The 12,661-nt window shown below is 73.2% G+C and carries 13 protein-coding genes; 7 read left to right on the forward strand and 6 right to left on the reverse strand.

All coding sequences use genetic code 11. From position 1 onward, the window contains the following. Positions 1–55 precede the first annotated feature (55 nt). From AB0P41_RS00325 to AB0P41_RS00340, 4 genes are all read right to left on the reverse strand, one after another. Positions 56–742 (reverse strand): response regulator transcription factor, encoded by a 687-nt coding sequence (locus AB0P41_RS00325; protein ID WP_356707342.1) that lies wholly within the window; start codon positions 740–742, stop codon positions 56–58. Beyond that, entirely contained in the window at positions 739–2,004 is a 1,266-nt protein-coding gene (locus AB0P41_RS00330) for a sensor histidine kinase (RefSeq protein WP_365929161.1), read from the reverse strand. The genes AB0P41_RS00325 and AB0P41_RS00330 overlap by 4 nt, the downstream gene beginning before the upstream one ends. A 131-nt stretch (positions 2,005–2,135) precedes the next feature. Beyond that, on the reverse strand, positions 2,136–2,414 hold the full coding sequence (locus AB0P41_RS00335; RefSeq protein ID WP_356707344.1) for a hypothetical protein: 279 nt from the start codon (positions 2,412–2,414) through the stop codon (positions 2,136–2,138). Between the two features lie 10 nt (positions 2,415–2,424). After that, complete coding sequence (locus tag AB0P41_RS00340) at positions 2,425–3,207, reverse strand: PspA/IM30 family protein (RefSeq protein ID WP_262346702.1); 783 nt, start codon at positions 3,205–3,207, stop codon at positions 2,425–2,427. A gap of 296 nt (positions 3,208–3,503) precedes the next feature. Here AB0P41_RS00340 and AB0P41_RS00345 point away from each other — a divergent pair, with 296 nt between their 5' ends. From AB0P41_RS00345 to AB0P41_RS00355, 3 genes are all read left to right on the forward strand, one after another. After that, positions 3,504–4,103, forward strand: a complete 600-nt coding sequence (locus AB0P41_RS00345; protein WP_356707345.1) for a DUF3043 domain-containing protein — start codon at positions 3,504–3,506, stop codon at positions 4,101–4,103. A gap of 59 nt (positions 4,104–4,162) precedes the next feature. Beyond that, positions 4,163–4,897: a methyltransferase domain-containing protein gene (locus tag AB0P41_RS00350; RefSeq protein ID WP_356707689.1), complete on the forward strand. Its 735-nt coding sequence runs from the start codon at positions 4,163–4,165 to the stop codon at positions 4,895–4,897. A 110-nt stretch (positions 4,898–5,007) separates the two neighbouring features. Beyond that, positions 5,008–6,081 (forward strand): trypsin-like peptidase domain-containing protein, encoded by a 1,074-nt coding sequence (locus tag AB0P41_RS00355; RefSeq protein WP_365929163.1) that lies wholly within the window; start codon positions 5,008–5,010, stop codon positions 6,079–6,081. A 71-nt stretch (positions 6,082–6,152) separates the two neighbouring features. Here the strand turns inward: AB0P41_RS00355 and AB0P41_RS00360 are convergent, their stop codons facing one another. Beyond that, positions 6,153–6,356, reverse strand: a complete 204-nt coding sequence (locus AB0P41_RS00360; protein ID WP_099176312.1) for a hypothetical protein — start codon at positions 6,354–6,356, stop codon at positions 6,153–6,155. A gap of 86 nt (positions 6,357–6,442) precedes the next feature. On the opposite strand from AB0P41_RS00360, the gene AB0P41_RS00365 reads away from it, so the two are divergent. Continuing rightward, positions 6,443–7,645, forward strand: a complete 1,203-nt coding sequence (locus tag AB0P41_RS00365; protein ID WP_356707347.1) for a bifunctional adenosylcobinamide kinase/adenosylcobinamide-phosphate guanylyltransferase — start codon at positions 6,443–6,445, stop codon at positions 7,643–7,645. A 113-nt stretch (positions 7,646–7,758) separates the two neighbouring features. Continuing rightward, positions 7,759–8,925, forward strand: coding sequence for a nicotinate-nucleotide--dimethylbenzimidazole phosphoribosyltransferase (cobT, locus tag AB0P41_RS00370; protein WP_365929164.1), 1,167 nt, complete (start codon positions 7,759–7,761; stop codon positions 8,923–8,925). 36 nt (positions 8,926–8,961) lie between these two features. Here the strand turns inward: cobT and AB0P41_RS00375 are convergent, their stop codons facing one another. Then, complete coding sequence (locus AB0P41_RS00375) at positions 8,962–9,735, reverse strand: hypothetical protein (RefSeq protein WP_356707349.1); 774 nt, start codon at positions 9,733–9,735, stop codon at positions 8,962–8,964. 90 nt (positions 9,736–9,825) lie between these two features. Here AB0P41_RS00375 and AB0P41_RS00380 point away from each other — a divergent pair, with 90 nt between their 5' ends. Both AB0P41_RS00380 and AB0P41_RS00385 read left to right on the forward strand, forming a co-directional pair. Next, positions 9,826–10,614, forward strand: coding sequence for an adenosylcobinamide-GDP ribazoletransferase (locus AB0P41_RS00380; RefSeq protein WP_365929166.1), 789 nt, complete (start codon positions 9,826–9,828; stop codon positions 10,612–10,614). A 192-nt stretch (positions 10,615–10,806) separates the two neighbouring features. Beyond that, a complete protein-coding gene (locus AB0P41_RS00385; RefSeq protein ID WP_356707351.1) occupies positions 10,807–12,345 on the forward strand; it encodes a leucyl aminopeptidase in 1,539 nt (512 codons plus the stop codon). Positions 12,346–12,661: the final 316 nt, after the last annotated feature.

The following is a 12,661-nucleotide window of genomic DNA, read 5'->3' on the forward strand; positions in this document are numbered from 1 at the left end:
GGGTTGCTTTCTCGTCCCGCGCATACCGCAGCTGGAGTATCCGCCTCTCCACCCGTCACTCCACCCGGGGACGGACCAGACCCGATTCGTAGGCAATGACGACCAATTGCGCACGGTCCCGCGCACCCAGTTTCGCCATGGCCCGGTTCACATGGGTCTTCACGGTGAGGGGGCTGACGACGAGCCGGTCGGCGATCTGGTCGTTGGAGTGACCGCCCGCGACCTGGACGAGCACCTCGCGCTCGCGCCCGGTGAGCGCGGCGAGGCGCTCGGTGTACCGAGTGCCGTCCGGGTCCTCCGTGCCGCCGCCCTGGGCCAGGAAGCTGGCGATGAGGCCCTTGGTCGCGACCGGGGAGAGCAGTGCCTCCCCGGCCGCGGCGACCCGGATGGCGTTGAGCAGCTCGTCCGGTTCCGCACCCTTGCCCAGGAAGCCGGACGCGCCGGCCCGCAGGGACTGCACCACGTACTCGTCCACCTCGAAGGTGGTGAGCATGACGATCCGTACGCCCGCCAGGTCCGGGTCCGCGCTGATCATCCGGGTGGCGGCGAGACCGTCGGTGCCCGGCATCCGGATGTCCATCAGCACGACGTCGGCGAGGGTCGAGCGGGCCAGTTCCACGGCCTCCGCACCGTCGGCGGCCTCGCCCACGACCCGCATGTCGGGCTCGGAGTCGACCAGCACCCGGAAGGCGCTGCGCAGCAGCGCCTGGTCATCGGCGAGCAGCACCTTGATGGGCGTCATGCGCGTCCCCCCGTCGTCCCAGCCGTGTCCGGCCCTTCCGGAGCGCGCGTCCGGGACGTGACGGGCAGGATCGCATGGACCCTGAACCCGCCTCCGTAACGGGGCCCCGCCGTGAGGGTGCCCCCCAGGGCGGTGACGCGCTCGCGCATGCCGATCAGACCGTGTCTGCCGCCGTCGTCCGGCGCGGGGCGCGGGTCCGCTCCCGTGCCGTTGTCCAGCACGGTGATCTCGGCGGTCCCCCCGACCCTGACGACGCTCACCTCGGCCTTCGCGTCGGCGCCCGCGTGTTTGCGTACGTTGGTCAGCGCCTCCTGGACGATCCGGTAGGCCGCGAGGTCGACCGCCGCAGGCAGCGGGCTCTCCGGGTCGGTGCGGGCGACCTCGACGGGAAGCCCGGCGTTGCGGAAGGTGGCGACCAGGGTGTCGAGGACGGCGAGCCCCGGGGCGGGTTCGGTGGGCGCCTCCGGGTCGCCGGACTGGCGCAGCAGCCCGACGGTGGTCCGCAGTTCGTTGAGGGCGGAGCGGCTCGCTTCCCTCACGTGGGCGAGCGCCTCCTTCGCCTGGTCGGGGCGCTTGTCCATGACGTGGGCCGCGACGCCGGCCTGGACGTTGACCAGGGCGATGTGGTGGGCGACGACGTCGTGGAGGTCCCTGGCGATCCGCAGCCGCTCCTCGGCGACCCTGCGGCCGGCCTCCTCCTCGCGGGTGCGCTCAGCGCGTTCGGCCCGTTCCCTGATCGCGTCGATGAACGCGCGTCTGCTGCGCACGGCGTCGCCCGCGGCGCCGGCGAGGCCCGTCCAGGCGAGGACACCGAGGTTCTCCTGGCTGTACCAGGGCGTCGTGCCGACCACCATCGCGGAGGCGGTCAGCGCCCCCATGGTCAGCAGGCCGACCCGCCAGGTGGTGGGGCGGTCGGTGCCGGCCGCGACGGAGAAGAGCGCGACGACCGCGCTCATCACGACGGGTGCGGGCGGGTCCATGAAGACGAACTCGACGACGGAGAGCAGCGCGGTCACCGCCAGCACCGGTACGGGCCGGCGCCGGCGCAGTACGAGCGCCGCGGCGGCGAGCACCATCAGCAGGACGCTGGGCGCTCCGGGCGTCCTGGCTCCGAAGACGGGCCCGTGGCCCGGGTCCGGCTCGGCGAACGACGCGCAGACCATGCAGGTGAGCACGGCCAGGGCGAGGCCACCGTCGAAGGCGAGGGGATGGCCGCGCAGCCAGCGGCGGGCGCGCGCGAGCCCGGGTCCGAGGGTGGTCACATCGGGCTACGGTACGGCGTGCCGCCGGCGGTCCGGTCCGGACGGCGGCACGGGACGGTGCGCACGGCGCGATGCCCCGCACCGGCCGGGCCGGTGCGGGGCATCGTGGGAGTGCGGAGCGGGCGGGCCGGTCAGCCGGGGATCAGCCCGTCGTCGCGGAGCATGGAGCGCACCTCTTCGAGGGTGGCGTCGGGTGCCGGCAGGATCAGTTCGGACGGCTCCAGGGAGTCGTCCGGGAGCGGCGAGCCGAGCTCGCGCACCTTGTCCAGAAGAGCGTGGAGCGTGGTGCGGAAGCCCGGTCCGTCACCGCTCTCCATCTCCGCGAGGAGTATGTCGTCGAGCTTGTTCAGCTCGGCGACATGACTTTCGGCCAGTACGACCTGGCCCTCCCCCATGATCCGTACGATCATGACGCCGCCCTCACTGCTTGTCGAACTTGTGCGGGGACTGCTGCGCCTGCGGTGCCGCGTCCTCGGCGCCGCCCTCGATGGCCTGCTGCTGTCCGGCGGAACCGCCGGCCAGCTCGGCCTTCATGCGCTGCAGCTCCAGTTCTACATCCGTACCACCGGAGATCCGGTCCAGCTCGGCGGCGATGTCGTCCTTCGCCGTGCCGGACGGGTCGTCGAGGGCGCCGGAGGCCAGCAGCTCGTCGATGGCACCGGCACGCGCCTGGAGCTGCTGGGTCTTGTCCTCGGCCCGCTGGATCGCCAGGCCGACGTCGCCCATCTCCTCGGAGATGCCGGAGAAGGCCTCTCCGATCCGCGTCTGGGCCTGCGCGGCGGTGTAGGTGGCCTTGATGGTCTCCTTCTTCGTCCGGAAGGCGTCGACCTTGGCCTGCAGACGCTGGGCCGCGAGGGTGAGCTTCTCCTCCTCGCCCTGCAGCGTCTGGTGCTGCGTCTCCAGGTCGGTGACCTGCTGCTGGAGGGCGGCGCGCCTGGACAGCGCCTCGCGGGCCAGGTCCTCACGGCCGAGCGCGAGGGCCTTGCGGCCCTGGTCCTCCAGCTTGGACGACTGTCCCTGCAGCTGGTTCAGCTGCAGCTCCAGCCGCTTGCGCGAGGTCGCCACATCGGCGACACCGCGGCGCACCTTCTGAAGCAGTTCGAGCTGCTTCTGGTACGAGTAATCGAGGGTCTCGCGCGGATCCTCGGCCCGGTCAAGGGCCTTGTTTGCCTTCGCGCGGAAGATCATTCCCATACGCTTCATGACACCGCTCATGGGCTTCGCGCGCCCCCTTCTGACGGACTGAGCTCCAGCACTCCAACAGAACCCACAGTACGGGCCCTGTCTCCATTACCGCACTGTTCGAGCACGGATGTGCTCCTCCGCAAGGACGACTGCCGCCGGTGATCACTCCCGCGCAGGGAGTAGAAGACCATCAGGGAGGGCGTCGGCAACGTCCGTTCTGCCCCTGTCGGGACACTTTTCGGGACGCGGGCCGTTGCCGGATCGTTCCCGGCCGGTCCCCGGTAGTACCGGACGACCCCGTACCCTTGGGTTTTGTGTTCCGTAGCCGTTCCAAGGAAGAGAAGGCCCCCACCGGCAAGGTGACGGCGGACCTCTCCAAGCAGCCCCGCGACCCCCAGGCTCCCAAGGGTCGCCCCACCCCCAAGCGCAGCGATGCCCAGACGCAGCGCCGACGTGCCTCCAGCGGTGCGCCGACCGACCGCAAGGAGGCCGCCAAGCGCCAGCGCGAAGCACGCCGGGCCGACATGGCCCGTCAGCGGGAGGCTCTCGCGTCCGGTGACGAGCGCTATCTGCCGGTGCGCGACAAGGGGCCCGTGCGGCGCTTCGTCCGTGACTTCGTGGACTCGCGCTTCTGCATCGCGGAGTATTTCCTTCCGCTCGCGGTGATCATCCTGATCCTCAGCGTGATCCAGGTGCAGAACATCCAGAACATCTCGCTGCTGCTCTGGCTCGGCGTGATCGTGCTGATCGTCGTCGACTCCGTCGGCCTCGGGTTCCGGCTCAAGAAGCAGCTGGCCCAGCGCTTCCCGGACACCCCGAAGCGCGGCGCGGTGGCCTACGGCCTGATGCGTACGCTCCAGATGCGCCGGCTGCGTCTGCCCAAGCCTCAGGTCAAGCGGGGAGAGCGGCCCTGAGCACGGAGACCTCCGGCTTCACGGGGGTGTCCTCCCAGTGGCTGGGCGGGCTCGGCGGGCTGCGCAACACGGTCCGCCAGGAGCTCGTCGCCCGGCAGCTCGACGAGCAGATAGCCGCGCGCTATCCCGTGGGGCAGCGGCTGCGGGTGCTCGACGTCGGCATGGGCCAGGGCACGCAGGCGCTGCGCCTGGCCCGGGCCGGCCACTCCGTGACGGGCCTCGAGTCCGACGGTGAGATGCTGCGGTCGGCCCGTGAGTCCCTGGCGGCCGAGCCCGAGGGCATCCGGGAGCGGGTGCGGCTCATCGAGGGTGACGGCCGCGACACCGGGGTGCACTTCCTGCCCGGCAGCTTCGACGTGGTGCTCTGCCACGGGGTGCTGATGTATGTCCCCGAGCCGGATCCGCTGCTGGCCGGCCTGGCCAGGATGCTGGCGCCCGGGGGGCTGCTGTCCCTGCTCGTACGGAACGCCGACGCGCTCGCGATGCGCCCGGGAGCGGCCGGCGACTTCGGCGCGGCCCTCGCCGCGTTCGACACGGACACGTACACGAACAGGCTCGGTCTCGACGTCCGGGCCGACCGGCTCGAGGTCCTGCGGGCCACCCTCGCCGGGATCGCCGCCCCGCTGCACACCTGGTACGGCGTGCGGGTCTTCACGGACAACGTGAGCAACGAGGCGGAACTCCCCGGCCCCGAGGAGCTGGCGCGGGTGTTCGCGGCCGAGGACCGCGCGGGACGGACCGATCCGTACCGCGGGGTGGCGGCGCTGCTGCACCTCTGCGGCGTACGCGGCTGACACGGCCCGACCGGCCTGATACGCCTGATACGCCTGATACGCCGCCGCCGTACGCCTGATCGGCCCACCAGCGCAGGCCGTGGACCACGGACCCTGGCGATACTCCGGGCATGGACGCAACCCCTACCCGCAGCCGGGTACGCCGCTCCCCCCTGCCCCTGGCCGCCGGTGCCTGCGCCATCGCCCTGGCGGTCGGCTGCGCCGGTCCTGGCCCCGCCCCGTCCGCCGCTCCGGCCCAGCAGGCGGTGGTGTCCCGGACCACGGGCGATCTGGAGGAGCAGTACCAGACCGTCATCAAGGACGTACTGCCCTCCGTCGTGCAGATCGGCGCCGGGGACGCGCTCGGCTCGGGCATCGTCTACGACGACAAGGGCCACATCGTCACGAACGCCCATGTCGTGGGCCGCGAGAAGACGTTCGACGTCAGCGTCGCCACCGGCGAGAAGGTGCTCAAGGCGTCCCTGGTCTCCTCCTACCCGGAGCAGGACCTGGCCGTCATCAAGCTGGACAGCGTCCCCGGCGGACTGCGGGCCGCCCGGTTCGGCACCACGGACGAGGTCGAGGTGGGGCAGATCGTCCTGGCGATGGGCTCACCGCTCGGCCTCTCCAGCAGCGTCACCCAGGGCATCGTCTCGGCGGTGGGCCGGACGGTCAGCGAGGGCCGCTCGGGCGGTGGCACCGGGGCGACGCTCGCCGACATGGTGCAGACCTCGGCGGCCATCAACCCGGGCAACAGCGGCGGCGCCCTGGTGAACCTCGACAGCGAGATCATCGGCATCCCGACCCTCGCGGCGACGGACAGCGAGCAGGGCGGCAGCGCGGCGCCGGGGATCGGGTTCGCCATCCCCGTCTCGATGGTGCGGACGGTCGCGGACCAGATCATCCGGTCGGGGAAGGTCACCGACTCGGGGCGGGCCGCTCTGGACATCATGGGCCGCACCGTCGTCGACGACGACTACCGGCCCGCCGGTGTCGCGATCGTCAGCGTCGAGGAGGACGGCGCGGCGGCGGAGGCCGGCCTGCGCGTCGGGGACGTCATCGTCCGGATCGGCGACACCCCGGTCACGACGATCACCTCCCTCTCGGAGGCCCTGGCGGGCGAGAAGCCGGGCCGGAAGATCCGGGTGACCTACACGCGGGGGGACTCGAGGAAGACGGCCGAGGTCACCCTCGGCGAGATCTGAGGGCCGGCCGGGTGAGGGGCCGGGGGACGAGGTCCCGCCCGGGCCCCGGGGCCCGGGCGGTCGCGGGGGCCTCAGTCGGCCTGGAGGCTCATCGGGCCGTAGATCTTCGTCGCGTCCTCGAAGAGCGTCACCTGGTCCGCGCCGCCTTCGAGGAGCTCCTTCCAGAACTCACCGATCCAGGACTCCGCGTCCCCCTGGGTCGTGAACTCCTCCGGCTGCAGCGCCGGCTCCGTCTCCGTACCGTCGGACTTCTCGAACCGCCACGTCCACGCCATGTCCGCCTCCTGGGTCACGTTGCTCCCCGAAGACTAGTGGGTGTCCCGGGCGCGCAGGTGGTTCATGGACACGGGAGGATCGACACGTGGAACTGACACTGCTCGGCACCGGAGCCCCCGACGGGCTGCCGCGGCCCGACTGCCCCTGCGCCGTCTGCGCGTCCTCCCGCGGCGCCGGGGCGCGTGCCGCGACCGCGCTGCTCGTGGACGACGCGCTGCTGCTGGACCTCACCCCGGGCGCCGTGTTCGCCGCCGCCCGCGCGGGACACTCGCTCGCCGGCGTACGGCAGGTGCTGCTGACCCACCCTCATGACGGGCCCGCCGTGGAGCTGCCCGCCTCTCTCCCGCCCGCGGGGCGCGTCCCGGACGGCCAGGAGCTGACGCTGATCAGCGGGCACCGGATCCGGGCCCTGGCGATGGACGCCCCGGGCACCGGTTACGAGGTGGCGGCGCCGGAGGGCGAGCGCCTGCTCTATCTGCCGCCCGGGGCCTCCCCCGCCGGTCTCGCCGATCCGGTGGCGGAGCCGTACGACATGGTCGTGTGCGATGTGACCGGGCGGCCTGACGCGGTGGCCAGGCTGCGGGCCGTGGGGGCCGTGGGGCCCACCACCGAGGTGATCGCCGTCCATCTGGACCACGACGCGCCGCCCGGCCCCGCGCTGGACCGCAGACTCGCGGCGGGCGGGGCGCGGGCCGTGCCGGACGGGACGACGCTGCCGGTGGGCGCCTACCACGCCGTGCCCGAGGTGCCCCGGCGGACGCTGGTCACGGGCGGGGCCCGGTCGGGGAAGTCGGTGGAGGCCGAACAGCGGCTGGAGACCTTCCCCGAGGTGGTGTACGTCGCGACGGGCGGACGGCGCGCGGGGGACACGGAGTGGGAGGCGCGGATCGGTCTGCACCGTGAGCGCAGGCCGGCCGCGTGGCGCACCGAGGAGACCTGCGAGCTCGCCGGTCTGCTGGAGGAGGACGGCCCGCCGCTGCTGATCGACTGTCTGTCGCTGTGGCTGACGGACGCGATGGACCGGGTCGGCGCGTGGGACGACCACCGGTGGGCGGGCGGCGGGGAGGAGAAGCTGCGCGGACGGGTCGCCGAGCTGGTCCGCGCGGTGCGCGGGACCCGTCGTACGGTCGTCGCCGTGACCAACGAGACCGGCTCGGGTGTCGTCCCGGCGACGGCGTCCGGGCGGCGCTTCCGGGACGAACTGGGCCGTCTGAACGCCGCGTTCGCGACCGAGTGCGAGCAGGTTCTGCTGGTGGTCGCGGGACAGGCGCTGGTGCTCCGGGGCTGAGCCGCCGGCGGGTGCGGGGCCGTGGTGCGGGCAGGGGCTCCGGGTACTGTTCCGGGCAGGAGCCCCCCGGCGGGTTCCGTCCCACCTAGCGCCGACCCGCGAGGCAGACCCCCGTGAATCTGGACGACTTCTCCGACCTGATCGAACGCCCCGACGGGGGCGTACGGCGTGATGCCGAGGAACGCCGGGAGCGGCTCGCCGTTCCCGTCGGTGCGCTCGGCCGCCTCGACGAGCTGGGTGAATGGCTGTCGGCCGCCCAGCAGTCGGTGCCCGTCAAGCCGGTCGGGCAGCCGCGTGTCGTGCTGTTCGCCGGTGATCACGGGGTGGCGGAGCTGGAGGTCTCCGGGCGGGCCGCGGGAACCGCGTACGACCTCGTCCGCGCGGTACTGGACGGCGCGAGCCCCGTCGCCGTCCTGGCCCGGTGCTTCTCCGTCCCCGTACGGATCGTGGACGCCGGCCTGGACTGCGATCCGGAGCTGCTGCCCGAAGCCGTCGTACGCCACCGGGTGCGGCGCGGCAGCGGCCGGATCGACGTCGAGGACGCGCTGACGGCCGAGGAGGCGGAGCAGGCCGTACGCCTCGGGATGCGGATCGCCGACGAGGAGGCGGACTCCGGCACGGATCTGGTGGTGCTGGGCGATCTGAGCGTCGGCGGTACGACGGCCGCCTCGACGCTGATCGCCGCCCTGTGCGGTACGGACGCCTCGGTGGTGACCGGGCGCGGCGGCGCGGGTATCGACGACCTGGCGTGGATGCGTAAGTGCGCCGCGATCAGGGACGCGCTGCGGCGGGCCCGGCCGGTCCTCGGTGACCAGCTGGAGCTGCTGGCGGCCGTGGGCGGTGCGGACCTGGCGGCCATGACGGGGTTCCTGCTGCAGAGCGCGGTGCGCCGGATGCCCGTGGTGCTGGACGGGGTGGTCTCGGCGGCCTGCGCCCTGGTGGCCCAGCGGGCGGCCTTCCGGGCGCCGGACTGGTGGCTGGCGGGGCAGCTCAGCGGGGAGCCGGCCCAGCTGAAGGCGCTGGACCGGATGGCGCTGACCCCGTTGCTGGACCACGGGGTGACGGTGGGCGAGGGAAGCGGGGCGCTGCTGGCGCTGCCGCTCGTCCAGGCCGCGGCGGCACTGGCGGCGGAGCTGCCGGAGCGCGCCCCGGAGCCCTCCGCGGAGCCCGCGGAGTCCCCGGAGTCCCCGGAGTCCTCTGCGGCCGCCTCGGAGCCCGCGTCGCTGGAGAAGGAAGCAGCGGCCGAGGAGCCGTCGAAGGCCGCGGACACGACCGCCTGATCACCGCGCGCCCCCGGGCGGCCCGGGGGCGCGGCCTCAGGTTCCGCCGCCGGGAGGGGGGCCAGGCAGCGGGGCCCTGTCCGGCGCCCCTCCGATCAGGTCCTGGAAGCGGCGCCGGGGTCCCGCCCAGCGGACGTCGTGGTGATACGCCCTCAGCAGCGCCCTGGCGCGGGCCCGGTGGCGCCGGCGGTAGAAGCGTTTCGCCCACAGCGAGGCGGGCCGGGCCAGGCGGAGCGCCGCGACAAGCGCGATGAACGGGACGAGGGTGCCGAGGACCGCCATCCTGGCCTTGCCCTTGAACAGGGCGATCAGGACGAAGCCGAAGTTGACGACGTAGGTCAGGACGACGCCCAGCCTGTTCTGCTGCTGCTCACCGCTCAGTTCGTCCACGCCGAGCGGTGAGAAGCCGGCGAGCACGAGCAGGACGAGCGAGGCGGTGAGGACGACGACCTCCACGCTCTGGCGGCCCTCCTCGGACCAGTACACGTCGTCGAGGTGCAGGATCAGGGCGAACTCGTCGAGGACCAGGCCGGCCCCCGTGCCGAAGACCACCGCGAGGATCGCGGCTGCGACACCGTGCTGACCGCTCGCGACGGCTCCGAAGCCGCCGATCACCGTGAGCACGACGCCGGGCACCACGTGGTGGACGTGCACACCGCCGGGCGTGACGTTGCGGAACGGGCCCTTGCCGGCCCTGATCATCCGGGTGACCATCCGGGTGACGGCGAAGGTCAGCACGAACGCGCTCAGGGCGAGCAGCAGCGGGAGCTTGCCCGGCTCGACGATGTTCTGCTGGAACCAGTGACCCATGCCACCTCCGCCGTCCGGACACCCGCATGTGCGGCCTATGTGCCACTCTGTCCGATCCGGCATGCCGCCGCACCGGCTAGCCTGCGCGCGGTGACCTCCCTGAACAGCCACGGCCCGCGCTTCGCCTTCGGCACCCTGACCGCGCTCCCCGTCCGCGTCTCCCGCTGGGACCGCGGCACCGCCCGCGCCGGCATGCTGTGCGCCCCGCTCGCCGGACTCGTCGTGGGAGTGCTCGCGGCGGTCCCCGGGGCCCTGTTCCTGTGGGGCGGGTCGGGGCCCCTGGTGGCGGCGGTCGCCTCCGCCGCGCTCCCCGCCGCACTGACCCGTGGGCTGCACCTGGACGGACTCGCGGACACCGCGGACGGGCTGGGCAGCGGCAAGCCGGCCGAAGACGCGCTGCGGATCATGAAGCAGTCGGACATCGGCCCGTTCGGTGTGGTCACGCTGCTGTTCGTGCTGCTGGCGCAGGTCGCCGCGCTCCACGCGCTGTACGGCCGCGGCTGGGCGGACGGCGCGCTGGGCACCGTCACCGCCGCCGTCGCCGCACGGCTCGCGCTCACCCTGGCCTCGCGCCGCGGCGTCCCGTCCGCCCGTCCGGAGGGCCTCGGCGCGGCGGTGGCCGGCACCGTCCCGGCCCGCGCCGCGGCGGCCGTGGCCTGCGCGGTGGTCGTCTGCTGCGCGGCGGCCGGTGCCCTCCTGGGCGGATACGGAACCGGCCTGCACCACGCCCTCGCCGCCCTGGCGGGCCTGGGCGCCGCGCAGCTGATGCTGCGTCACTGCGTGCGCCGCTTCGGCGGGGTGACCGGTGACGTGTTCGGCGCGCTGGAGGAGACGGCGGCCACGGTGACGCTGCTGGCGCTGTCCCTCGGCCTCTCCTGACGGAGCCCCGAATGCGCCGCACGGCCGGGCCGGCCCCCGTACGGCCCCGCCCCCGTGAGCCTGCCGCAGGGGCGCGCGTAGGCTCGTTCCCGGCGCGTCACGGCGGGATCTGCGATGCGCTGGGCACGGTCGGCCACCCTCTCGACCGACACAGACCGGCACACAACTCAACGGAAGCGAGATTTCACCACCGTGACTGCTCTCACTCTCAGCACCTCAGGTGCGGCGACGCTGCGCGCCGACGCACTCGTCGTCGGCGTCGCCAAGGGAGCCAAGGGGCCGGTCCTCGCACCGGGCGCCGAGGCCGTGGACAAGGCGTTCGACGGAAAGCTCGCCACCGTCCTGGAGACCCTGGGCGCCTCCGGTGCCGAGGGCGAAGTGACCAAGCTCCCCGCCCCGTCAGGCGTCAAGGCCCCGGTCGTCATCGCGGTCGGGCTCGGTCCGGTCCCGGCGAAGGACGAGGGGTACGAGGCCGAGGCGCTGCGCCGGGCCGCGGGCTCCGCGGCGCGTGCGCTGAAGGGGTCGAAGAAGGCCGGGTTCGCGCTGCCCGCCGAGACCGCCGAGGACGCCGGGGCCGTCGCGGAGGGCGCCCTGCTGGGCGCGTACGCGTTCACCGCCTACCAGGGCGGCGAGAACAAGCTCGCCCCCAAGGGGGCCAGGTCCGAGGCGAAGCTGCCGCTCGCCGAGGTCGCCCTGCTCGGCGCCAAGCCGCGTGACAAGGCCTTCAAGGCCGCCGCCGAGCGCGCCGTCGCGGTCACCGAGGAGATCAACCGGGCCCGCGACCTGATCAACACCCCGCCGAACGACCTGTACCCCGAGTCCTTCGCCGCCGTGGCCACCGCCGCCGGCAAGGAGCACGGCATCAAGGTGCAGGTCCTCGACGAGAAGGCGCTCGTCAAGGGCGGCTACGGCGGCCTGCTCGGCGTCGGCCAGGGCTCCACGCACGGCCCGCGCCTGGTCAAGCTCGCCTACACCCACCCGAAGGCGGAGAAGACGCTCGCCCTGGTCGGCAAGGGCATCACCTACGACTCGGGCGGCATCTCGCTCAAGCCGGCGGGCCACAACGAGACGATGAAGTGCGACATGAGCGGCGCCGCCGCCGTGTTCGCCGCCGTCGTCGCGGCCTCCCGCCTCGGCCTCCAGGTCAACGTCACCGGCTGGCTGGCGCTCGCCGAGAACATGCCGTCCGGCAACGCCACCCGCCCGGGTGACGTGCTGCACATGTACAGCGGCAAGACCGTCGAGGTCCTCAACACCGACGCCGAGGGCCGGCTCGTCCTCGCCGACGCGCTGACCCGCGCCTCGGAGGAGAAGCCGGACGCGATCGTCGACGTGGCGACCCTGACCGGTGCGATGGTCCTGGCGCTGGGCAACCGCACCTTCGGTGTGATGGCCAACGACGACGCGTTCCGTACGTCGCTCCACGAGATCGCCGAGGAGGTCGGCGAGGCCTCCTGGCCGATGCCGCTCCCCGCCGACCTGCGCAAGGGCATGGACTCCCCGACCGCCGACATCGCCAACATGGGCGAGCGGATGGGCGGCGGCCTGGTGGCCGGCCTGTTCCTGAAGGAGTTCGTGGGCGAGGGCATCGCCTGGGCGCACCTGGACATCGCGGGCCCGGCCTTCCACGAGGGCGCGCCGTACGGCTACACGCCCAAGGGCGGCACCGGGTCCGCCGTCCGCACCCTGGTGCGGCTGGCGGAGCGCACCGCGGCCGGCGACCTCGGCTGAGTCCGGAGCCGGCACCGCGCGTGTGATCCCGCGCGCAAGGTTCGCTTCCGGCGCAGACGGCCCCGGGCATACGTCCGGGGCCGTCGGTGTTCCTCACGATGGATCCGACCGGCATATTTCCGGAAATATGTACGTATCGGCAACCATCCGGTCCGGATCTTCGTCCGGCCCGGAGCAGGGGCCCGCGTCCCGTCCGGACTCAACAAGTGCGAAGATGGGTTCTCGGCAGGACAGGGCCCCCACCACAGGGCCGAAAAACGCAAGCGGCCGAACACCAGCCGACCGGCCGGTCACACCCCAGCGACGGGGCCCGGCG

It is taken from the genome of Streptomyces sp. NPDC079167, from assembly GCF_040686735.1.
Taxonomy (GTDB): Bacteria; Actinomycetota; Actinomycetes; order Streptomycetales; family Streptomycetaceae; genus Streptomyces.

Bases quoted from the DNA above. Each gene is read 5' to 3' on its own strand.
- AB0P41_RS00325 (WP_356707342.1), bottom strand. From the start codon at position 742: ATGACGCCCATCAAGGTGCTGCTCGCCGATGACCAGGCGCTGCTGCGC.
- AB0P41_RS00335 (WP_356707344.1), bottom strand. From the start codon at position 2,414: ATGATCGTACGGATCATGGGGGAGGGCCAGGTCGTACTGGCCGAAAGT.
- AB0P41_RS00340 (WP_262346702.1), bottom strand. From the start codon at position 3,207: ATGAAGCGTATGGGAATGATCTTCCGCGCGAAGGCAAACAAGGCCCTT.
- AB0P41_RS00355 (WP_365929163.1), top strand. From the start codon at position 5,008: ATGGACGCAACCCCTACCCGCAGCCGGGTACGCCGCTCCCCCCTGCCC.
- AB0P41_RS00360 (WP_099176312.1), bottom strand. From the start codon at position 6,356: ATGGCGTGGACGTGGCGGTTCGAGAAGTCCGACGGTACGGAGACGGAG.
- AB0P41_RS00375 (WP_356707349.1), bottom strand. From the start codon at position 9,735: ATGGGTCACTGGTTCCAGCAGAACATCGTCGAGCCGGGCAAGCTCCCG.